General features: G+C 71.9%; 18 protein-coding genes. 6 read left to right on the top strand and 12 right to left on the bottom strand.

The genetic code is table 11. From position 1 onward, the window contains the following. The first annotated feature begins 2 nt into the window (after nucleotides 1-2). Nucleotides 3-593, top strand: a complete 591-nt coding sequence (locus tag IF12_RS25875) for an HNH endonuclease (RefSeq protein WP_035749782.1) — start codon at nucleotides 3-5, stop codon at nucleotides 591-593. Between the two features lie 47 nt (nucleotides 594-640). Beyond that, nucleotides 641-1,123, top strand: a complete 483-nt coding sequence (locus IF12_RS0120390; protein ID WP_030161758.1) for an SMI1/KNR4 family protein — start codon at nucleotides 641-643, stop codon at nucleotides 1,121-1,123. 42 nt (nucleotides 1,124-1,165) lie between these two features. On the opposite strand, the gene IF12_RS23400 is transcribed toward IF12_RS0120390, so the two are convergent. Next, complete coding sequence (locus IF12_RS23400; protein WP_035749785.1) at nucleotides 1,166-2,158, bottom strand: phosphotransferase; 993 nt, start codon at nucleotides 2,156-2,158, stop codon at nucleotides 1,166-1,168. Nucleotides 2,159-2,213: 55 nt separating this feature from the next. After that, entirely contained in the window at nucleotides 2,214-2,951 is a 738-nt protein-coding gene (locus tag IF12_RS0120400) for a hypothetical protein (protein ID WP_030161761.1), read from the bottom strand. Between the two features lie 85 nt (nucleotides 2,952-3,036). Here IF12_RS0120400 and IF12_RS0120405 point away from each other — a divergent pair, with 85 nt between their 5' ends. Then, nucleotides 3,037-3,603, top strand: a complete 567-nt coding sequence (locus tag IF12_RS0120405; protein WP_081913792.1) for a DinB family protein — start codon at nucleotides 3,037-3,039, stop codon at nucleotides 3,601-3,603. Between the two features lie 10 nt (nucleotides 3,604-3,613). Here the strand turns inward: IF12_RS0120405 and IF12_RS0120410 are convergent, their stop codons facing one another. Both IF12_RS0120410 and IF12_RS0120415 read right to left on the bottom strand, forming a co-directional pair. Next, on the bottom strand, nucleotides 3,614-4,393 hold the full coding sequence (locus tag IF12_RS0120410) for a sulfite exporter TauE/SafE family protein (protein WP_030161766.1): 780 nt from the start codon (nucleotides 4,391-4,393) through the stop codon (nucleotides 3,614-3,616). A gap of 87 nt (nucleotides 4,394-4,480) precedes the next feature. Then, the gene (locus tag IF12_RS0120415) at nucleotides 4,481-4,855 is read right to left on the bottom strand and encodes a MerR family transcriptional regulator (protein WP_030161773.1); all 375 of its coding nucleotides are present in this window, start codon (nucleotides 4,853-4,855) and stop codon (nucleotides 4,481-4,483) included. 56 nt (nucleotides 4,856-4,911) lie between these two features. On the opposite strand from IF12_RS0120415, the gene IF12_RS0120420 reads away from it, so the two are divergent. Continuing rightward, a complete protein-coding gene (locus IF12_RS0120420; RefSeq protein ID WP_030161775.1) occupies nucleotides 4,912-6,036 on the top strand; it encodes an alkene reductase in 1,125 nt (374 codons plus the stop codon). Between the two features lie 76 nt (nucleotides 6,037-6,112). On the opposite strand, the gene IF12_RS24430 is transcribed toward IF12_RS0120420, so the two are convergent. Continuing rightward, nucleotides 6,113-7,084 carry a hypothetical protein gene (locus IF12_RS24430; RefSeq protein ID WP_051704671.1) on the bottom strand — a complete coding sequence of 324 codons (972 nt, stop codon included), beginning with the start codon at nucleotides 7,082-7,084 and terminating at the stop codon, nucleotides 6,113-6,115. Between the two features lie 410 nt (nucleotides 7,085-7,494). Here IF12_RS24430 and IF12_RS0120435 point away from each other — a divergent pair, with 410 nt between their 5' ends. Next, nucleotides 7,495-8,619, top strand: a complete 1,125-nt coding sequence (locus IF12_RS0120435) for a phosphatase PAP2 family protein (RefSeq protein ID WP_030161777.1) — start codon at nucleotides 7,495-7,497, stop codon at nucleotides 8,617-8,619. On the opposite strand, the gene purM is transcribed toward IF12_RS0120435, so the two are convergent. The 3 genes from purM to IF12_RS27075 form a co-directional block, all read right to left on the bottom strand. Further along, on the bottom strand, nucleotides 8,591-9,682 hold the full coding sequence (purM, locus tag IF12_RS0120440; protein ID WP_030161779.1) for a phosphoribosylformylglycinamidine cyclo-ligase: 1,092 nt from the start codon (nucleotides 9,680-9,682) through the stop codon (nucleotides 8,591-8,593). The genes IF12_RS0120435 and purM overlap by 29 nt on opposite strands. Further along, on the bottom strand, nucleotides 9,679-11,196 hold the full coding sequence (gene purF / locus IF12_RS0120445; protein WP_030161781.1) for an amidophosphoribosyltransferase: 1,518 nt from the start codon (nucleotides 11,194-11,196) through the stop codon (nucleotides 9,679-9,681). The genes purM and purF overlap by 4 nt, the downstream gene beginning before the upstream one ends. A gap of 421 nt (nucleotides 11,197-11,617) precedes the next feature. Beyond that, entirely contained in the window at nucleotides 11,618-13,795 is a 2,178-nt protein-coding gene (locus IF12_RS27075; protein ID WP_030161783.1) for a carboxypeptidase-like regulatory domain-containing protein, read from the bottom strand. Nucleotides 13,796-14,062: 267 nt separating this feature from the next. Between IF12_RS27075 and IF12_RS0120455 the strand changes: the two genes are divergently transcribed. Then, on the top strand, nucleotides 14,063-14,419 hold the full coding sequence (locus IF12_RS0120455) for a sterol carrier family protein (RefSeq protein ID WP_133884468.1): 357 nt from the start codon (nucleotides 14,063-14,065) through the stop codon (nucleotides 14,417-14,419). 352 nt (nucleotides 14,420-14,771) lie between these two features. On the opposite strand, the gene purL is transcribed toward IF12_RS0120455, so the two are convergent. The 4 genes from purL to purB all read right to left on the bottom strand — a co-directional run bounded on the left by purL (nucleotide 14,772) and on the right by purB (nucleotide 19,526). Next, nucleotides 14,772-17,051 carry a phosphoribosylformylglycinamidine synthase subunit PurL gene (gene purL, locus IF12_RS0120460; RefSeq protein ID WP_051704672.1) on the bottom strand — a complete coding sequence of 760 codons (2,280 nt, stop codon included), beginning with the start codon at nucleotides 17,049-17,051 and terminating at the stop codon, nucleotides 14,772-14,774. Beyond that, the gene (purQ, locus tag IF12_RS0120465) at nucleotides 17,048-17,746 is read right to left on the bottom strand and encodes a phosphoribosylformylglycinamidine synthase subunit PurQ (RefSeq protein WP_030161789.1); all 699 of its coding nucleotides are present in this window, start codon (nucleotides 17,744-17,746) and stop codon (nucleotides 17,048-17,050) included. Before purQ ends, purL begins: the two co-directional genes overlap by 4 nt. After that, nucleotides 17,743-18,003 carry a phosphoribosylformylglycinamidine synthase subunit PurS gene (purS, locus tag IF12_RS0120470; protein WP_030161790.1) on the bottom strand — a complete coding sequence of 87 codons (261 nt, stop codon included), beginning with the start codon at nucleotides 18,001-18,003 and terminating at the stop codon, nucleotides 17,743-17,745. Before purS ends, purQ begins: the two co-directional genes overlap by 4 nt. A gap of 104 nt (nucleotides 18,004-18,107) precedes the next feature. Continuing rightward, nucleotides 18,108-19,526: an adenylosuccinate lyase gene (purB, locus tag IF12_RS0120475; RefSeq protein WP_369807740.1), complete on the bottom strand. Its 1,419-nt coding sequence runs from the start codon at nucleotides 19,524-19,526 to the stop codon at nucleotides 18,108-18,110. Nucleotides 19,527-19,635 lie beyond the last annotated feature (109 nt).

Genomic DNA, 19,635 nt, shown 5'->3' on the forward strand with positions numbered 1-19,635 from the left:
CGATGCGACGACGACTGGCGGCCGTCCTCACGACCGCGATCATGCTGGGCGCGCTCTTCGGCTACACCGGGCTGCACGCGACCAAACGCACCCCGTCCGGCTCCGGCGGCGGGCCGAGCCGCTCGCGCAAGAGCAACCCGCCGTCGCCGCCGACCGGCGCCGCGATGCGCGCGCAGGCCGCCCGCGCCCAAGGCCCGACGGCCCGGCCCTCGAAGAAGGCCGCCGCGAAAAAAGCCGCGGCCAAGAAGGCCGCGGCCAAGAAAGCCGCCAAGAAGGCGGCGAAGAAAGCGGCCGCCGCAAAGAAGCCGCGCAACAGTCACTTGGCGGGCGGCACCCACCCCAAGACCAACGTGCCCTTCGACAGCAACGGCTACCCCGACTTCTCGCAGTGGCGGCACCCGACCGTCGCCGACGTCACGATCACCCTCACCGGCAACCGCGGCAAGGACTTCACCGCCGCGAACCAGGCCGCGGGACTCAGCTCGACCCCCGCGGGGTACACCTGGCACCATCATCAGACCAAGGGCCTCATGCAGCTCATCGAGACCGGGGTGCACTCGAAGACCGGGCACACCGGAGGGTTCTCGAACTGACGCGCCGGCGGCGCGACGCGGCCTCGGATACACAGGAGGAATCTCAGGTGGCAGGCAGTCTCGACGGACTCTTCAACGAGGAGACCTACTACACCGGCCCCGCGCTCAGCGACGCCATGGTCGCGAGCGCCGAACGGGAGCTGGGGGTGACGCTCCCGGCCGCCTACCTGCGGGTGCTGCGGCTTCGGAACGGCGGTTCGCTCGCGCGGGAGACGTTCCCGACGCCGTTCGCGACCTCATGGGCGGACGACCACTTCGCGGTGCGCGCGATCCTGGGCATCGGCGGGGACAACGGCATCGACTCGCCCGACGGGGGCAGCCGGTACCTGATCGAGGAATGGGACTACCCGCGCATCGGCGTGGTCGTCGCCGAATGCCCCTCGGGCGGGCACGACACCGTGATGCTCGACTACACCAAGCGCAACGCCGACGGCGAGCCGACCGTGGCGTACATCGACGAGGACCGCGAGCCGCGCACCGTCGCGGACGGCTTCGGCGCGTTCGTGGAGGCCCTGCGCTCCGGCGAATGAGCCGAGGCGGCCGCTCGCGTCGTCGCGGCCCAGGCGGGCGTCTCAGGCCTTGAGCCAGGTCGCCCAGGTCGGCGCGGCGTCGAGCAGTTCGGTCAGGGCGACGACGGATTCGCGCACGATCGGGGCGTACTTCGCCTGCGTCGCGGCGTTGACGCCCCGGTGCCCGCAGGAGATCCACAGCTCCCAGGCCGTGGACGACAGCCGGCCGAGGAGCATCCCGGTGAAGGCCGACTCGTCGGCCGCGCCGAGCCGCCCTCCGGCGGCGGCGTACCCGGCCAGGCAGGCCTCGACGGTGCGCCGCTCGGGCCGCATGACGCCCAGGTCGGGGCCGGCGAGCTCGAAGGCGACCGCGACCAGTTCCCACCACGGCACCTTCGCTCCGGCGCTGTCGAAGTCCAGCAGCCGCGGCCCCTCCGGGGTGACCAGGATGTTCAGGTAGCTGAAGTCGCGGTGCATGACCAGGTCGGTCGGCTTCGACTCCAGCGCGGGCCGCACGATCTCGGCGATCCGCACCGCGGCGTCCTTGAGGGCGCGGGCCTGGGCGGCGTCGAGGACGCCCAGTTCCCTTCCCTCGCCGAGCCAGAGGTCCCAGTCGGACTGGAGTTGCAGCGTCTCGTACGTGTCGACGGCCGGGTCGGCCTCGATCCCGAGCCGCTCCAAGGCGGCGACGGTGCCGCCCGCCCATTCGGCGAGCGGCCCTTCGAGCGGCGGCACGGCGTGCGCGCCTTCGAGCAACCTCGCGGCCTTGGCGTAGAGGAGCTCGTCCACCTGGACCCACAGGCCGACCGCGTCGGTCTCGGGGAGGTACGGCTCGGGCATGTCGATGCCCGCCCGCCAGGCCGCGGCCTCGAAGGCCCCGGCCTGGGCGGCGACGCCGTACCAGAAGTCGCCCGCGGGCCGGATGGTCTTCACGACCCAGTGGCCCGATTCGGTCTCGACCTTCCAGACCGGTTGCAGTTCATCGACTTTGAGCGTCTCCACCGGTCGCAGCGGTCGCCCCAGTCCGAGCCGTTCGGCGATCAGCGCGGGATCCATGGACGCCATTCAACCGGTGCGGGCCCACGGGCACAACCGAATTCGCCGTGCGCGGCTAGGAGCGGCGGAGCAGCGCGAGGTCGGCGCCCCAGGCGTCGAGCACCGGGCCGTGGCCCGCAGCGCGGGCCTTCGCTTCGACCTGCTCGAACATGCGGCGCTGGCGCCCGAGGTCGCCGGTCGCGGTGATCGCCCCGACCGCCTCCAGCAACGCCTGAGCGTCCCAGTCCGGGAGCGGGTGCCGTGCCAGTTCCCATTCGAGGTACTTGTTGTACGGGCGCGGGCGCCGGTCCATGGCGAAGAGCAGTTCGAGCAGGGGCCCGACGCTCTCGGCCGCGTCGAGCCGGGACGCGAGCAGGCGGCCGTCGCGGTGGTTCTTGACCGACCGGTAGAGCGAGTTCACGTACGTGTCGAGGAGGTCGGCGGCGAGGCCCCGGGCCTCCTGTTCGCCGAGGCGCCGCTTGGCCGCGGCGATGGCGGCGATCTCGCCGTCGAGGCGGTCGAGGACCACGCGGCCGCGGGCCAGCGCGTAGCGCTCGAACCCGGGCATCCCCGCGGCCCTGAACCCGCTCAGGGGGATCACGACCAGGTCGAGCAGTGCGGTGCGGTGCCCGTGGAGGGCCTGGATCGGGCTGGAGGCGCCGTCGGCGAGCACGACCCACAGGTCGTGGTCGGAGCGCTCGGTGGCCAGGCCGTCGTGGGCGTGCGAGCCGATGAGGACGAGCCCGACGACCGCCGGATCGGCCCGGGCGGTGCGCACGAACTCGTCGTAGGCGAGGGGAGCGGCTTCACTCATGCGCGTCAATGTAGCCCGGCGGCCGAGGAGCGCGCCGCTGCTTAATTCCTCCGCGGGCGGGCGCCGCGTCGCCGATGATGGAGGCATGGCACCGAGTCGCAGCGCCGACATGTCCACCGCCGACGGCGATCCGTCCGGCGAGGGCCCGCGCGAGCCCGGACCGGGGCCGGGCGACGAACGCGCCGTCCTCACCGAATCCCTTCGCCGCCAGCGCCGCGCCTTCGCGGTGAAGTGCGAGGGCCTCGACGCGAGCGCCATGGCGCGCCGCGCCCTCCAGCCCTCGACCATGTCGCTCCTCGGCCTCGTGCGCCACCTCGCCGAGATCGAGCGCGGGACCTTCCGGGTCTTCATGGCCGGGCAGGACGCGCCCTGGCTGTTCTGCTCCCCCGCCGACCCCGACGGCGACTTCGCCGGCGCCGCCGCCGATCCGCGGCTCGTCGAGGAGGCCTGGGCCGCATGGAGGGCCGAGGTCGAGTTCGCGACGCGCTTCCTCGCCGAGGCCCCCGGACTCGACCTCCTGGCCGAGGACGAGCACAGCGATGGGGCGGTCTCGCTGCGCGAGGCGGTGGTCGGCATGATCGAGGAGTACGGCCGCCACCTGGGCCACGCCGACCTCCTGCGCGAGCACCTAGACGCCCGCCTCGGCCGCTAGCGCGGACCTCTCAGGTGAGGCTCTGGGTGACGTACAGGCAGGCGAGGCCCGCGGCCAGGGCGCCGAGGAGCTTGCGCAGCAATCGCTCGGGCAGGCGGGGCTGGATCGCGGCCCCGATGTAGCCGCCGATGAGTCCGCCTATGCCGCAGGCGATCCCGAGCGACCAGTCCGGCGCGACCGGGCCCGGCGCGTTCAGGCTGAGCACCGCGTACGTCAGGCACCCGACGATCGAGGTCACGAAGGTCGACAGCAGGGTCGCCGGCGCCACGAGCACCACCGACAGTCCCGCGCCGACCAGGATCGGGCCGAGGAGCGAGCCGCCGCCGATGCCGTAGATCCCGCCGACGAAGCCCGCGCCGACCGCCAGTGCGAACACCGTGCGCCGCCGCAGGTCGCGGGCCGGTCTCGTGCGCACGCGTCGCGGCAGGAGCAGCCAGAGGCCCAGGGGCAGGAGGATCGCGGCCGCGCAGAGGCGGAACAGGTCGGGGTCGGCGACGAAGTACACACGCGTGATGGCACCGGCGATCACGCCGGGGCAGGTGCCGAGGATGAGCACGGTCGCCAGCGGGGACCGGAGCGTGCCCTGGCGGCGGTAGCGCAGCAGCGCCCCCGGGCCGGCGATGACGTTGTACATCAGGTTCGTCGGCGTCACCGCGGGGTTGGGCACGTGCAGGACGCTGAGCTGCACCGGCAGCAGGAACACCGCTCCCGAGACGCCCGCGGGGGCGGTGACGACCGAGATGAGCAGTGCCGCGAGCAGCCCGATGAGGTCGGTCTGCCAGTTCGCCAAGTCTTCGATGACGAGAGCGTAATCGGAGCCGCGCGAGCACGCTCGCGACGTCTCACGCTCTGGATCGGGCTCGGCGGGCCGGGTGCGTCAGCGCCGCGCTTCGGTCCCGACGTCCGCGGTCTCTATCACCTCGTCCAGGATCTCCCTGGTGCGCAGCAGGTCCGCTATCTGCCGGTCGATGCGCTCGCGCTCGGCCCTGAGCTCCCGGGCGAGGGTGTGGGTCGTGCGCTCGTTCGGGCCGCCGTCGTGGTCGCTCATACACGGCAGCACGTCGTGGATCGTCGCCGAGTTGAGCCCGGCCGCGAACAGGACCTGGATGCGCACCACCCGGTCCACCGCCGCCTCGCCGAACTCCCGGTGGCCGCCGGGCGTGCGCTCGGCGTCCAGGAGGCCCTGCTGCTCGTAGTAGCGCAGGGACCGCTCGCTCACGCCCGTGCGCCGGGCCAGCTCACCGATCCGCATGGCCTGCCTCACATTCCCTTGAACCTGACATTGATGTGAAGTTCTACGGTACGCCCATGACGCACTCACGCGAGGCCGACAGCCTCTTCGCGCCGACCCGCCTCGGGGCCCTGGCGCTCCCCAACCGCCTGGTCATGGCCCCCATGACGCGCAACCGCGCCGAGGACGACGGCACCCCGCCGCCGCTCATGGCCGAGTACTACGCGCAGCGCGCGAGCGCGGGCCTCGTCATCACCGAGGCCGCGATCCCCAGCCGGGTCGGCGTCACCACGCCGAACGTCGCCGGGATCTACACCGCGACGCAGGTCGAGGGCTGGCGCGCGATCGCCGGGGCCGTGCACGCGGCCGGCGGGCGGATCGTCATGCAGATCGAGCACGGCGGCCGCGTCAGCCACCGCGACAACAGCGGCCTGGACCCGGTCGCGCCCTCGCCGATCGCCCTGCCCGGGGGCATCCACACCCCCAGCGGTCGCCGGGAGGCGCCGGTGCCGCGCGAGATGACCGCCGAGGAGATCCGCGCCACCGCGGCCGATTTCGCCGCCGCCGCGCGCAACGGCGTCCGCGCGGGCTTCGACGGCGTCGAGGTCCACGCGGCCAACGGCTATCTGCTGCACCAGTTCCTCGCCGACGGGACCAACCGCCGCACCGACGAGTACGGCGGGAGCGTCCCGAACCGGATCAGGTTCGTGCTCGAAGTCCTGCGGGCCGTCGCCGACGCCGTCGGCGCCGAGCGCGTGGGCATCCGGATCTCACCGGGCAACACCGTCAACGGCATCACCGAGTCCGACACCGAGGTGCTGTACCCGGCGCTGCTGGGGGCGATCGCCCCGCTCGGCCTCGCCTATGTGCACGTCGCCTACGCCGATCCGGACCTGCCGATCTTCGCCGCGATCCGGCGCCGGTGGACGGGCGCGCTCATCGCGAACCCGGTGCTCGGGCGCGACCTGCCGATCCCCGAGGACGGCGGACTGTCCAAGGCCCGCAAGCTCATCGACGCCGGCGCCGACCTCGTCTCGCTCGGCCGGGCGTTCCTCGCCAACCCCGACCTCGTCGAACGCCTGCGCACGGGCGCGGCCCTGAACCCGATGCGCGGCCAGGGACTGGAGTACACCGGCGGCGCCGAGGGCTACACCGACTACCCGACGCTCGACCGGGCCACCGCGCAGAAGGTCGACGCCTGACAACTCCGGGCATCGCAGACCGGCGCAAACCGCCAGGCACCCCGTCGACGCAGTCCCCGCGCCGCTCGGCGGCCGATCACTTGCCGAGCAGGCCCTTGAGCGACTGGAGACTCCGCGCCAGAGCGTTCAGGTGGGCCGCGACCGTCAAGGCCCACTTGGCGATCGCGGCCACCAACTGCTGCGGCACCGGGTCGCCGGAGACCTCCCGCACCGTGGCCCAGACCTTCAGGTGCGAGGCCAGCTCCGCGCCCTGCTCACGCACCAGGCGCAGCGTCGCGGCGATGACCGCGCCCGCACCGTCCACCGCCGCGGCGAGCGCCGCCGCGGTCACGGCGGTGCCGCCCAGCGCGTCGACGTTCTTGTCCATCAACGCCTTGTAGGAGGCATGCGCCTCGCCGGTCCACTCCGGCATCTCCCGGTCCAGATGGCGTTCGAGCGCGTCCGCCACCCGGCGCATCTCGGCAGAGGTCTCGTACCAGGCCCGCGTCTGGTCGGCCACGACCTGCGGGCGCCCCGCGAGCTTCGCCGCCAGCTCCCGCATCGGCGCGAAGTCCGCCAAGACCTCCTCGACCCCCGACGCCGCAACGGGATCGGCGACCAGAGCGGTGAGCCGCTCATCGGCCCAGGACAAGTTCGCGATGCGATCGACCAGCGGCTGGATCTGCTCGGCCAGCCGCGGGCCCGGGTTCGCCTCGGCCACCGGCGTCGAACTCCCCTCCGGGGCCCAGTACGCGGCGCTCGCCACCTCGTCGCGGCCGGGCGCCCCGGGACCGCCCTCGTAGGCGTCCGCCGAGAGCCGCAGCCGCACCGCCGCCTTCCGGAAGTTCTCCATCACGAAGTCGAGCAGCTCGTCCTGGCGCGCGAAGCGCTCCTCGATGAACTCCCCCAGCCAGGCGCACAGCGACCCGTACGTCAGATCGTCGCGGGCCATGAAGGTGCTGGTGAACCGCACGGCCTCGAGCCGGTGGCGGAGGTCTTCGAGCCCGTCGGCGTGGCCGCGCAGGGCCGCGGCCACGGCGCCGTCCTCGGGCGCGTCTCGTCGCTGCATCAGGGGTTCCCGGTGGGGTTCGAGGTCCGCCCGCGAGGGAGGACGGTGGTTCGGGACTGGTCCGTCTCCAATGGTCGGAAAAGGGAGGTCGAGCGGGTCCGCCGCGGACGCCCCAGGCGGGCAGGCGATCCTGGCGCGACGCCGAATGCGGACGGTGTCCGCGGAGGCTCCCCGCGGCGAGTCGGCGCCCGTCTTCGCGCCCGCTCCCGGCCGAGAGTCTATCGACCGCGGGCAAACCGGGCCGACCCCGCAATCGGGACACGTTGGAACGTGACCAGTATCGCGGGGTATCGGTGCTGCTCATTCCGGTTGCGTCGCAAACCACACCATATATACCGACCTGATAACAAATTCGGTCCAGTTCGGGTGTGGCGGCATCAAAATTCACTTTCACCGGCGAACATCCATCTATGCCTTCTGAATCGAGTCGGCCTGCGACCGCGCGCAGGAGCGCCGGCATCACCGACCGTGGCGTCACGGTCGGCGACAACGCGGTGGTCAGCCAGATCATCACGCCGCTGCGCCGGTATATCCCCGTGGGCTGGTTCGATTGGGAACCGTTTGCCAAGCGTCCGAAGAGCTGGTGGCCCGACATCTTCATGTTCCTGGGCTTCCTCGCGCTGGCGTTCTTCGTGAGCTACCCGTCCTGGCTGGTGCGCCTGGACTGGGAGGTGCGGCTGTGGGCGGTCGACGCCAACGACGTGGAGTGGCTGTGGGACCTCGCCAAGGCCGGGGCCGAGCTCGGCCAGGCCCGCACGGTCGCCACCGTCACGCTGTTCATCGCGATCTGGTGCGCGCTGCGGTCGCGCTCGATCCGGCCGCTGCTGATGTACGTGATCTCGTTCATCACCCTCGCCTCGATCCTGGGCATGAAGCACCTGCTGGGCCGCCCGCTCTCGCAGCACCCGTTCGCGCTGGAGAAGGTCTCCCCCGAGGGCCCGCTGCTGTTCACCTACCACCCCGAGGGCGGCGGCGGCATCCCCGACGCGACCGCGTTCCCCTCAGGGCACGCGGTGAACTCGATCCTGCTGTTCGGCCTCATCGTGATGCTGATCGGCGGTGTGCTGCCCGCCTGGGCCCGCTGGACGCTCCTGCTGGCCCCTCCGGTGATCGTCCTGTGCTCGCAGGTGTTCCTGGGCCAGCACTGGCTCTCGGACGAGCCGGCGGGCTTCCTGCTGGGGCTGATCATCATCCGCAGCGCCAAGCGGGTCGCGTGGCACCGGATCCCGCTGGGGCCGCTCAAGGTCTTCGACCCGGCGACGCGGCGGACGATCCTCATATCGACGCTGCTCATCGTGGGCGTCATGATCACGCCGACGCTGCACCTGATCCCGGCGCTGATCTCGGCGGCGGTGCTGCCGACGCTGGGCCTGATCTGGCTGTGGCTGAGCATCAAGGCCGCCGAGCGGCACGGGATTCAGGAGGCGGCGGCCCTGGAGGCGGCGCTGGAGGCGTCGGCGCCCGCACCGATGATCGATGCGGGCGCGGAAGCGGAGCCTGAGATCCCTATCCAGCCGTCAGATAGTCGCCGCTGAGCTTGACGCCCGCGCCGCCCTCGACGACCTCGCCGATGGTCCAGGCCTCGACGTGGCGCGCGGTGAGCACGGCCAGCGAGCGGTCGACCTGGTCGGGGGCGACGACGGCGACCATGCCGATGCCCATGTTGAAGGTCCGCTCCATCTCCTCGGCGCCGATGCCGCCGACGCGCTGCACGACGTCGAAAACCGGGTTCGGGGCCCAGGTGGAGCGGTCGACCTCGATCTGGAGGCCCTCGGGGAGGGACCGGACGAGGTTCCCGGCGATGCCGCCGCCGGTGATGTGCGCGAAGGCGTGCACGTCGCACTCCTTGGCGAGTTCGAGGCAGTCCTTGGCGTAGATGTGGGTGGGGGTGAGCAGTTCCTCGCCGAGGGTGCGCTGGGAGTGCTCGGAGGTGGCGAACTCGGGGACGACGGTGCCCAGGTCCATGCCGCCGACGCCGAACAGGGCCTCGCGCACGAGCGAGAAGCCGTTGGAGTGCAGGCCGGAGGCGCGCATGGCGATGGCGACGTCGCCGGGCTTGACGCGCTCGGGGCCGAGCAGCTTGTCGGCCTCGACGACGCCCACGCCGGTGGCGGAGATGTCGTAGTCGCCGGGGCGCATGACGCCGGGGTGCTCGGCGATCTCGCCGCCGATGAGGGAGCAGCCGGCCCAGCGGCAGCCGTCGGCGATGCCCGCGCCGATGTCGGCGATCTTCTCGGGCACGACCTGGCCGGTGGCGATGTAGTCGAGGAGGAACAGCGGTTCGGCGCCGCACACCACGAGGTCGTCGACGACCATCGCGACCAGGTCGATGCCGACCGTGTCGTGGATGTCGAGCTTCTGGGCGATGACGAGCTTGGTGCCGACGCCGTCGGTGGAGGAGGCCAGCAGCGGCTTCTTGTACTTCTCGGTGTCGAGGGCGAACAGGCCGGCGAAGCCGCCGATGCCGCCGACGACCTCGGGACGGGTGGTCTTGCGGATCGAGGGCTTGAGCGCCTCGACCGCCCGGTCCCCGGCGTCGATGTCGACGCCCGAGGACTGGTAGGAGATGGTCCTCTGAGTGGTGGAGCCGCTGCTCACGCTGTGGTCCCTTCCCGCACTGACGTGCTCGCTTCGGTGGTTCGCGGTGACTGGCGCTGGGGTTCGGGGAGAGGTTCCATGAGGTGCTTGCCAATGAGGTCGGCGGCGGGCAGCTCGATCGGGTACCGGCCGTCGAAGCAGGCCATGCACAGGCGCGAGGCGGGCTGCTCGGTGGCGCGCACCAGGCCCTCCATCGAGACGTACCCGAGCGTGTCGGCGCCGATCTGGGCGCGGATGCCGTCGGTGTCGAGCGAGCCGGCGATGAGCTCGGCCCTGGTCGCGAAGTCGATGCCGTAGAAGCACGGCCACTCGACCGGGGGCGCGGAGATGCGGACGTGGACCTCGACGGCCCCGGCCTCGCGCAGCATCCGCACGATCGCCCGCTGGGTGTTGCCGCGGACGATGGTGTCGTCGACGACCACGAGGCGCTTGCCGCGGATCTGGTCGACGAGCGGGTTGAGCTTGAGGCGGATGCCGAGCTGGCGCAGGGACTGCGAGGGCTGGATGAAGGTGCGGCCCACGTAGGCGTTCTTGGTGAAGCCCTGGCCGTAGGGGATGCCCGACTCCTCGGCGAAGCCGATCGCGGCGGGGATGCCGGACTCGGGGACGCCGATGACGAGGTCGGCCTCGACGGGGTGCTCGCGGGCGAGGACGCGGCCGACCTCGACGCGGGTGGCGTAGACGTTGCGCCCGGCCAGCTTCGTGTCGGGGCGGGCGAGGTAGACGTACTCGAACAGGCAGCCCTTGGGCTCGGGGTTGGCGAAGCGGGTGGAGCGCAGGCCGTGCTCGTCGACGGTGATGAGCTCGCCGGGCTCGACCTCGCGGACGAAGGTCGCGCCGATGGTGTCGAGCGCGGCGGTCTCGCTGGCGACGGCCCAGCCGGAGGCGAGGCGGCCGAGGACGAGCGGGTGCACGCCCTGGGGGTCGCGGGCGGCGTAGAGGGTGTTCTCGTCCATGAACACCAGGCAGAACGCGCCGCGGAGCTTGGGGAGGACCCGCACGGCCGCGGCCTCGACGGACTCGTCGGGGTGGGCGGCGAGCAGGGCCGTGATGAGGTGCGTGTCGGAGGTGGTGGCGCCCATGTCGATGCCGAGGTTGTCGACCTCCTTGAGGAGGTCGGCGGTGTTCACCAGGTTCCCGTTGTGGGCCAGGGCGATCGCGGTGCCCGTGGTGGTGGACCTGATGGTCGGCTGGGAGTTCTCCCAGGTGGGGGCGCCGGTGGTGGAGTAGCGGGCGTGGCCGATGGCCAGGTGGCCCTGGAGGGGTGCGAGCGTGGACTCGTCGAAGACCTGGGCGACGAGGCCGAGGTCCTTGTAGACGACGGTGCGCGCGCCGTCGGAGACGGCGATGCCGGCGGCCTCTTGGCCGCGGTGCTGCAGCGCGTAGAGCCCGAAGTAGGTGAGTTTCGAGACCTCTTCCCCGGGGGCCCAGATGCCGACGACGCCGCAGGCGTCGCGTGGACCAGGGTTGTCGGGATCGAGTTCCGTGGTGAGTCGACCGTCACCTCGGGCCACTGCAACTCCTCGGTTGGCTGGACTTGGTCATGGCACGGAGAAGTCGCCATGGGCGGCGGCGCCTCGGCTCGCGGGCCTCGCCGACGCGGATGCGTCGGAGCCGCCTTTCACAGTCTATCGGACCTGCGGGAAGTCGCCACCCGCCAAAACAGCGGGTGTGGGCCGTGACGCCCTGCCGGGTGGGGTGGGAATGCCGGGTGTGGCCGCAGTTGCGGTGCCTGTGGAGGGGGCCGTCCCAAACCCCCACCCGCCCAAGAGGGGAAGAACATAGCGCCCATCATGTCGCGCGGGTACGACAAGAACGGACCGCGCCGGCGATCGTGTCACCCGAACGTGTAGGACAAAGTGAGCGGGAAACGGACGCCGCGACGGGCTCTGCCCGTCGCGGCGTTCGTTGTCGCTGTTTCAGTCTCGTTCGCGGTTACCAGGATCGAGGGCGGTCGTCCCATTCGCCCCAGCTGCGGCGCTCGGTGCGCCGGGAGTCGGGCTCCTCGCCCTCCCCCTCGCGGTTCGGCTCGCTCCCGTACGGAGCGGCCGGCGGCTGCGACTGGTCGCCGTACTGCGGCATCGCACGCGTCGCGCCGAACTCACCGCTCGGCTGCGCGGGCTGCTCCGGCGGCGCGTACGGGTCGCGCCGCATCGACTGGCCCGGGTACTGGTCGCTCTGCGGCGCCGGGGGCTGCGCCGAGTGCGAGCCGTAACCGGTGCTCGGCTGGCTCCCCGGCTGCGACCCGAAACCTGCGTTCGGCTGGCTGCCCGCCTGAGGCCCGAAGCCCGTGTTCGGCTGGCTTCCGGCCTGCTGGCCGAAGCCCGCGCCGGGCTGGCTCCCCGGCTGGCCTCCAGGCTGACCTCCGGCCTGCGGGCTGTAACCCTGGGTCGGCTGCCCGCCCTGCGGGCTGTAGCTCTGCGAGCCCGGCCCGAACTGCGAGGCGCTCTGAGGGGCGCTCTGCGGCGCCGAAGGCGGCCCGGCCGGCGGGGCGCTCGGGGAGCCGTGCGAGCCGTATCGCGGCTCGGACGGCGCCCCAGGAGCGATCCCCGGGTTCTGCGGGTCGAACATCGAGCCGGTCGCCGGCGGCGGTGTCGGCGCCGGGTGCGGCCGGGTCGCGCCCGGGTCGGCGCCGTACGGGCTCGGCCCCGGGTGCGGACGGGTCGCGTTCGGGTCCGCATAAGGGCTCGGCGGGGCCGAGGGCCCCGGGTGCGGGCGGGTCGCGTTCGGGTCGGCGTACGGGCTCGGCGGAGCCGCCGGAGGCGGACCGCTGAGGTTCGCCTGCGGCATGATCTGCGTGGCGTCGGCCCCGCCGGGACCGCCCGGCTGCTTGACGACCGGAAGGATCGTGGTCGCGTCCGGGTTCGGGGCGGGCGGCGCGCCGAAACCGGCCTGCGGCATCACCTGCGTGGAGTCCGACTCGCCGCCGTAGGCGGGGCCGAACTGGGTCGGGGCCGCGTTGTCGACCAGGCCGCCGGGGTGGAGCATCGTCGGAGCGTCCGAGCCGGGCGCGGGCCCGGCCTGGTACACGCCGGGCGAGCCGACCTGGGCGGCCGTCGGCGTGTGGTCGGGCGGGCCGTCGGGGGCGAAGCTCTCCTCTTCGTCCTCGTCCTTGTCGTCCTTGCCGCCGCGCAGCAGGAACACGATGCCGACGATGCCGCCGATGACCAGCAGCGCGCCGACGATGATGAGGAACACGAGCGTGCCGGAGATGCCGCCCTCGTCGGCGGCCTCAGTGGGGCTCGGCGCGGCCTCGGTCGTGGCGGCCTCGGTGGTCGGCGCCTCCGTGGTCGCCTCCTCGGTCGCGACCTGCCTGAGCGTCAGGTTCGCGTTGAAGGTCGAGTTCGAGGAGACGTTGATGTCCTGGGAGGCCTCCTCGAAGCCCTCCTTGGTGACCTTGATGGTCATGTCCCCGGGCGCGATCGGGTTGTCCGAGGACCCGTCGAAGCGGAACCCGCCATCGCCGCCGGTGGTGGTCTCGTGGTTCTTGCCCTCGGCGTCGGTGAGGACGACCTTGGCGCCCTCGACCGGCTCGGCGTCGGAGGTCACGGTGCCGGTGATGTTCGCGGCGGTCGCCGTGACGGCGGCGCCGACCACGGTGACGGAGGTCGACTGGTCGCTGCCGCCGTTGAGCTTCGCCTTGAACTCGCCGGACTTCTGCTCGCCCTGCGGCAGGTCCGACTCGCTCATCGGGGTGACCGCGAACGTGATCGTCCGCGACTCGCCCGGCAGGATCCGGCCGCAGCTCACCGAGGAGTCGCCCGAGGGACTGCACCCGCCGCCGTCGGCGATGCCGACGTACGCGTAGTTGTCGATCTTGCGCAGGACGCCCTCGACGTTCAGGTCCTTGCCGTTCGGATCCTGGTGCGTGGCCACGACGGTGACCGAGATGTTCACCGGGGCGCCGCCGATGTCGATCCACGGGTTCTGCGTGTTGATCGTCATCGCGAAGTCGCCCTGGGCGAACGCCGCCTGCGGGAACGCGAGGACGCCGAGGAGCACGCCGGCCGCGGCCGCGAGGCCGGCCAGGCGCGCACGCAGGCCACCCCCTCGCCTGCGGCGGGACCCCAGGACGTTAGTCTGGGTCCCGCTCGGTTCGGCCGCTACGGTCATCTACATCCCCTCCTGGGCATGTGCCATCCAGCGCTCACTCGCGGCGTTCCGCCACGGACGGGCACGACGAACCCACGGAAGCGGGCCGTCGTCGCCACTATGCCTGGTCTCAATTCGGTTACGGGACCGGGGTGCGGACGCCGCAACGCACGGCCGAGCTAGGCGGACGGGCGCTCTGTCGTTCACGCACGGCCGCTCGCGCGGCGCTTTCGGCGATATGCCGCATCAGGAAGTCTAACGTGGTTCGGAGGTCTCCCCGTGAACGCTGTGGCCGACGCCATCGCCGCGATCGACGCCGGCGAGGTCCCCGACAAGGAGACCCTCAAGGCCGCCGTGCGAGTGCTCCTCAAAGCCCTGGCGGACAAAGCACCAGGTCACACCGTGGAAGTGCGGGTGCCGCCGTACGGCGCGGTGCAGTGCGTGGCGGGCCCCAGGCACCGCCGGGGCACTCCCCCGAACGTCATCGAATGTCAACCGCTCGTGTTCGTGGCACTGGCCGCCGGGCGGACCTCCTTCGCCGAGGCGGCGGCCGCCGGGAAGCTCGCGGCCTCGGGCCAGCGCGCCGACCTTACCGAGCACCTGCCTTTGACCACGCCCGAAGGCGAACTCCTCGTCGACGAGTGAGCGCAGCCGCAAGCGTCGGCCGGAGCGACCGGGGTTGACCTCGGTCCCTTGCGAACACGGCCGGGACTGCGAAGGACCGGGAATGACCACGGGCCCACGTAATCGCGGCCGGGTATGGGCACAGCGGCGAGCACAGCCCTGAGCGCGCTCCCCGCTATCGCGCACCTCTATATATGGCACTGCCCGGCAATGGCATCGCCCGGCACCGGCGCGATCCGGCACAAGCCCTCGCGCCCGACCGCGAACGAACGCATCAGGCAGGCGGGCGACGTTCCGGCCCTCACTCCCAGCCCTCGAACAAAGAACCGCCCCGGCGCCGAAGCACCGGGGCGGTCAAGCGAATCCGCTGGAACTACTCGCCGAGGCGAGCGCCGATCCGGCCCCTCCAGGCCGCTTCGAGCTCGGCGCGGCCGAGGTCGAAGTGGTCCCGCAGGTGCAGGCCGTCGGTGTTCGCGTCGGTGACGCCCAGCGGCGTGATCGGCAGGCCCCGCTGCTCGCACGCGGTGCGCACGGCCAGCTCCTGGCCCCGCGGGATCACCACGAGCACCCGACCCGAGGACTCCGAGAACAGGTACGTGAACGGGTCCACGCCCTCCGGCAGGAGGATCTGCGCGCCGAGACCGGAGTGGCAGATCGCCTCCACCAGCGCCTGCGCCAGGCCGCCTTCGGAGAGGTCGTGCGCGGCCGCGAGCTGCTCGGTCCCGGCGAGGCGGGCGAGCAGTTCGGCGAGCTTCATCTCGTGGTCGAGGTCGACCTTCGGCGGCACGCCGCCGAGGTGGCCGTGCTTCACCGCGGCCCACTCGGAGCCCGAGAGCTCCTCGGCGGTCGAACCGAGCAACGCGATCGTGTCGCCGGTGCGGCCCAGCCCGAGCGGGATTCGGCGCGCGACGTCGTCGAGCACGCCGAGCACGCCGATGACCGGCGTAGGGTGGATCGCGTCGCGGCCGGTCTGGTTGTAGAACGAGACGTTGCCGCCGGTGACCGGGATGCCCAGCTTCTGGCAGCCGTCGGCGATGCCGGTGACGGCCCGCTCGAACTGCCACATGACGTGCGGGTCCTCCGGCGAGCCGAAGTTCAGGCAGTCGCTGACGGCGATCGGGGTCGCGCCGGTGACGGCGACGTTCCGGTAGGCCTCGGCCAGCGCCAGCTGCGCCCCCGTGTACGGGTCGAGCCGCGCGAAGCGGCCATTGCCGTCCAGCGAGATCGCGATGCCCACGCCGGTGCGCTCGTCGAGGCGGATCACACCCGCGTCGTGCGGCGCGCCGAGCACCGTGTTCCCGAACACCGACGAGTCGTACTGCTCGGTGATCCAGGACTTGTCGCACAGGTTCGGGCTCGCGGCCATGTCGAGCACGGTCTGGCGGATCTCCTCGTCGGTGCTCGGACGCGGCAGCGTCTCGGCCCGGTCGACGGCGATGAGCGCGAGATCGTTCGGCTCCGCGATCGGCCGGTCGTAGACCGGGCCCTCGTCGGCGAGCGACTTCGGCGGCACGTCCACCACGGTCTGGCCGTGGAAGTCGATGACCAGGCGGCCCGATCCGGTGACCGTCCCGATCGCCGTGGCCAGCAGTCCCCAGCGGTGCGAGCGGGCCAGCACCTCTTCGGCCTTGGCCGGGTCGACGATGAGGAGCATCCGCTCCTGCGACTCCGAGGCGAGGATGTCGTGCGGTTCCATGCCCTTGGCGCGCAAGGGAACGAGTTCGAGGTCGACGTGCATGCCGCCGTCGCCGGCCGCCGCGGTCTCGCTCAGGGCGCAGGTCAGGCCCGCGCCGCCGAGGTCCTGGACGCCCACGACGAGCCCGGCGTCGAACAGCTCCAGGCACACCTCGATGAGCAGCTTCTCGGTGAACGGGTCGCCCACCTGCACGCTCGGGCGCGCGTCGCCCTCACCGGACTCGGAGAAGGTCGCGCTGGCGAGGACGGAGACGCCGCCGATGCCGTCGCGGCCGGTCTTGGCGCCCAGCAGGATCACGATGTTCCCGGCGCCGCTGGCCTGCATGGACTGGAGGCGCGAGCGGGGCATGACGCCGACCGAGAGCGCGTTGACCAGGGGGTTGCCCTGGTAGCACGGGTCGAAGTAGGTCTCGCCGCCGATGTTGGGCAGGCCCACGCAGTTGCCGTAGTGGCCGATGCCGTCGACGACGCCCGGAAGCACCCGGGCGGTGTCGGGGTGGTCGATGGCGCCGAACCGCAGCGAGTCCATGACGGCGATGGGCCGCGCGCCCATGGCGATGATGTCGCGGATGATCCCGCCGACGCCGGTCGCCGCGCCCTGCTTGGGCTCGACGTAGGACGGGTGGTTGTGGGACTCGACCTTGAAGGTGACCGCGATGTGCTCGTCGATGGCGACCACGCCGGCGTTCTCCCCGATCCCGGCCAGCAGGCGCGGGGTCCGCGGGTTCTTCTCGTTGAACTGGCGCAGGTGCACGCGGCTGGACTTGTACGAGCAGTGCTCGGACCACATGATGGAGTACATCGCCAGCTCGGACTGGGTGGGGCGGCGGCCGAGGATCTTGCGGATGCGCTCGTACTCGTCCTCCTTGAGCCCCAGTTCGGCCCAGGGCTGCTTCTCGTCCGGGGTCGCGTCGGCCACGCCGACGGTGTCCACGGTCATCGCGAGTTCTCGGGTCATCGGTTGGCTCCCTGCGGTTCGCCGGCCCCGCTGAGGTGGGCCAGCACTGAGGCGACCACGCCGAGCCCGTCGGTGGACGGCCCGGTGAGCGCCTCCACGGCGTGCTCGGGGTGGGGCATGAGGCCCACGACGTTCCCCGCCTCGTTGGCCACCCCGGCGATGTCGCGCATCGAGCCGTTCGGGTTGTCGAGGTAGCGGAAGACGACGCGGCCGCTTCGCTCCAGCTCGTCGAGGGTGGCCTCGTCGGCGACGTACCGGCCCTCGCCGTGCTTGGCGGGGAAGACCACTTCGGCGCCGGCCTGGAACCGCCGGGTCCACGCGGTCCGGTCGGTCTCGACGCGCAGCCGCGCGGGGCGGTTGCGGTAGCGCAGGTGCGCGTTGCGCACCAGGGCCCCGGGCAGCAGGTGCGATTCGCACAGCACCTGGAAGCCGTTGCAGACGCCGAGGACGGGCATCCCGCGCTCGGCGGCCTGCGCGATCGCGTCCATCACCTGCGAGAAGCGGGCGATGGCGCCGCACCGGAGCGCGTCGCCGTAGGAGAACCCGCCGGGCAGGAACACCGCGTCGACCCCCGCGAGGGCCGCGTCGTCGTGCCACAGGCCCACCGGCTCGGCCCCGGCCAGGTGCACCGCGCGGGCGGCGTCCCGGTCGTCGAGCGAACCGGGGAAGGTCACGATCCCGACGCGCGCCGTCACGGCGCCTCGATCGGGCTGGGCTCGATATAGATGGTGAAGTCCTCGATGACGGGGTTGGCCAGGAGCTGGTCGGCGATCACCCGCGACTGCTCCTCGACGTTCCGGGCGTTCTCATCGAACTCGATCTCGACGCGCTTGCCGATCCGCACCGACGCCACCTCGGTGACGTTCAGGCGGGGCAGCGCCCCGAGGACGGCCTCGCCCTGGGGGTCGAGGATTTCTGGTTTCAGCATCACGTCGACCACTACACGGGCCACGGTCGCACTCCTGTCGGTCACATGGACGGAACAGGCCAAGCATATTCACGGGGCGTGACCTGGGCCAGCGCCGCGCGGCGGGGACGGTGCCAGGTCACAGCCCGTCAGAGGATGTCGCCGGGCCGGTACGCGGCCGCCTCAGGGTGCGATTTCGCCGCCGCGGCGACCCGTTCGACGACCCGGTCGACCTGATCGCCTGCGGCACCGGTGAATTCACCCGTATTCGCGACGAGCGCGTCGAGGCCGGCCCGGTCCAGCGGCAGCCGCGGGTCGGCGGCGAGGCGGTCGAACAGGTCGTTCTCGCGCTGGCCGGACTCGCGCATGGCGCGGGCGACGGCGACGGCGTGCTCCTTGATGGCCTCGTGGGCGTCCTCGCGGCCGGCGCCCTGCTTGACGGCCTCCATGAGGACCTTTGTGGAGGTGAGGAAGGGGAGGTAGCGGTCGAGTTCGGCGTTGACGACGGCCGGGTAGGCCCCGAAGTTGTCGAGGACGGTGAGGAAGGTCTCATAGAGGCCGTCGACGGCGTAGAACAGGTCGGGCAGGGCGACGCGGCGGACGACCGAGCAGGACACGTCCCCTTCGTTCCACTGGTCGCCGGCGAGTTCGCCGAGCATGGCGGCGTAGCCGCGGGCGACCACGGCGAGGCCGTTGACGCGCTCGGAGGAGCGGGTGTTCATCTTGTGCGGCATGGCCGAGGAGCCGACCTGGCCGGGCATGAAGCCCTCGGTGGCGAGTTCGGCTCCGGCCATGAGGCGGATGGTGAGCGCGGCCGAGGAGGGGGCGGCGACGGTCTGGACGAGGGCGGTGCCGACCTCGTAGTCGAGCGAGCGCGGGTAGACCTGGCCGACGGAGTCGAAGACGCGCTCGAAGCCGAGGTGGGCGGCGACGCGGCGTTCGAGTTCGGCGAGTTTGGCGGTGTCGCCGTCGAAGAGGTCGAGCATGTCCTGGGCGGTGCCGACGGGGCCCTTGATGCCGCGCAGGGGGTAGCGGCGCAGGAGGTCCTCGAGTCGTTCGTAGGCGGCGAGGAGTTCCTCGGCCCAGGTCGCGAAGCGCTTCCCGAGGGTGGTGGCCTGGGCGGGGACGTTGTGGCTGCGGCCGGTCATGACGAGGTCGCGGTACTGCTCGGCGCGGGCGGCGAGGCGCACGAGCGCGGCGACGAGGCGGGCGCGGACGAGTTCGAGAGACTGCCTGACCTGCATCTGCTCGACGTTCTCGGTGAGGTCGCGGCTGGTCATGCCCTTGTGGATGTGCTGGTGGCCGGCGAGTTCGGAGAACTCCTCGATGCGGGCCTTGACGTCGTGCTTGGTGACGCGCTCGCGCTCGGCGATGGAGTCGAGGTCGATCTGGTCGATGACGCGCTCGTAGGCTTCGGCGACGCCGTCGGGGACGGTGACGCCGAGCTCGTGCTGGGCCCGGAGCACCGCGAGCCACAGGCGCCGCTCGGCCTTGATCTTGCCGACGGGGTCCCAGATCTCGCGCATTCGGGCCGAGGCGTACCGCTCGGCGAGCACATTCGCAGTCACGCGGCCCATCATGGCAGCAATCTCACTCGCCGGAGAGCCGAGCCCACCTGGTCAGGGCCTCGTTCACAGTCCGGGCCCCTGGAGCTTTTCTCGCGGGCAGGCGATGCGG

It is taken from the genome of Glycomyces sp. NRRL B-16210, assembly GCF_000719515.1.
GTDB lineage: Bacteria > Actinomycetota > Actinomycetes > Mycobacteriales > Micromonosporaceae > Glycomyces.

Coding starts and splice junctions, on each gene's coding strand:
- IF12_RS25875 (WP_035749782.1), top strand. CDS start 3: ATGCGACGACGACTGGCGGCCGTCCTCACGACCGCGATCATGCTGGGC.
- IF12_RS23400 (WP_035749785.1), bottom strand. CDS start 2,158: ATGGATCCCGCGCTGATCGCCGAACGGCTCGGACTGGGGCGACCGCTG.
- IF12_RS0120400 (WP_030161761.1), bottom strand. CDS start 2,951: ATGAGTGAAGCCGCTCCCCTCGCCTACGACGAGTTCGTGCGCACCGCC.
- IF12_RS0120405 (WP_081913792.1), top strand. CDS start 3,037: ATGGCACCGAGTCGCAGCGCCGACATGTCCACCGCCGACGGCGATCCG.
- IF12_RS0120415 (WP_030161773.1), bottom strand. CDS start 4,855: ATGCGGATCGGTGAGCTGGCCCGGCGCACGGGCGTGAGCGAGCGGTCC.
- IF12_RS0120420 (WP_030161775.1), top strand. CDS start 4,912: ATGACGCACTCACGCGAGGCCGACAGCCTCTTCGCGCCGACCCGCCTC.
- IF12_RS24430 (WP_051704671.1), bottom strand. CDS start 7,084: ATGCAGCGACGAGACGCGCCCGAGGACGGCGCCGTGGCCGCGGCCCTG.
- IF12_RS0120435 (WP_030161777.1), top strand. CDS start 7,495: ATGCCTTCTGAATCGAGTCGGCCTGCGACCGCGCGCAGGAGCGCCGGC.
- IF12_RS27075 (WP_030161783.1), bottom strand. CDS start 13,795: ATGACCGTAGCGGCCGAACCGAGCGGGACCCAGACTAACGTCCTGGGG.
- purL (WP_051704672.1), bottom strand. CDS start 17,051: ATGACCCGAGAACTCGCGATGACCGTGGACACCGTCGGCGTGGCCGAC.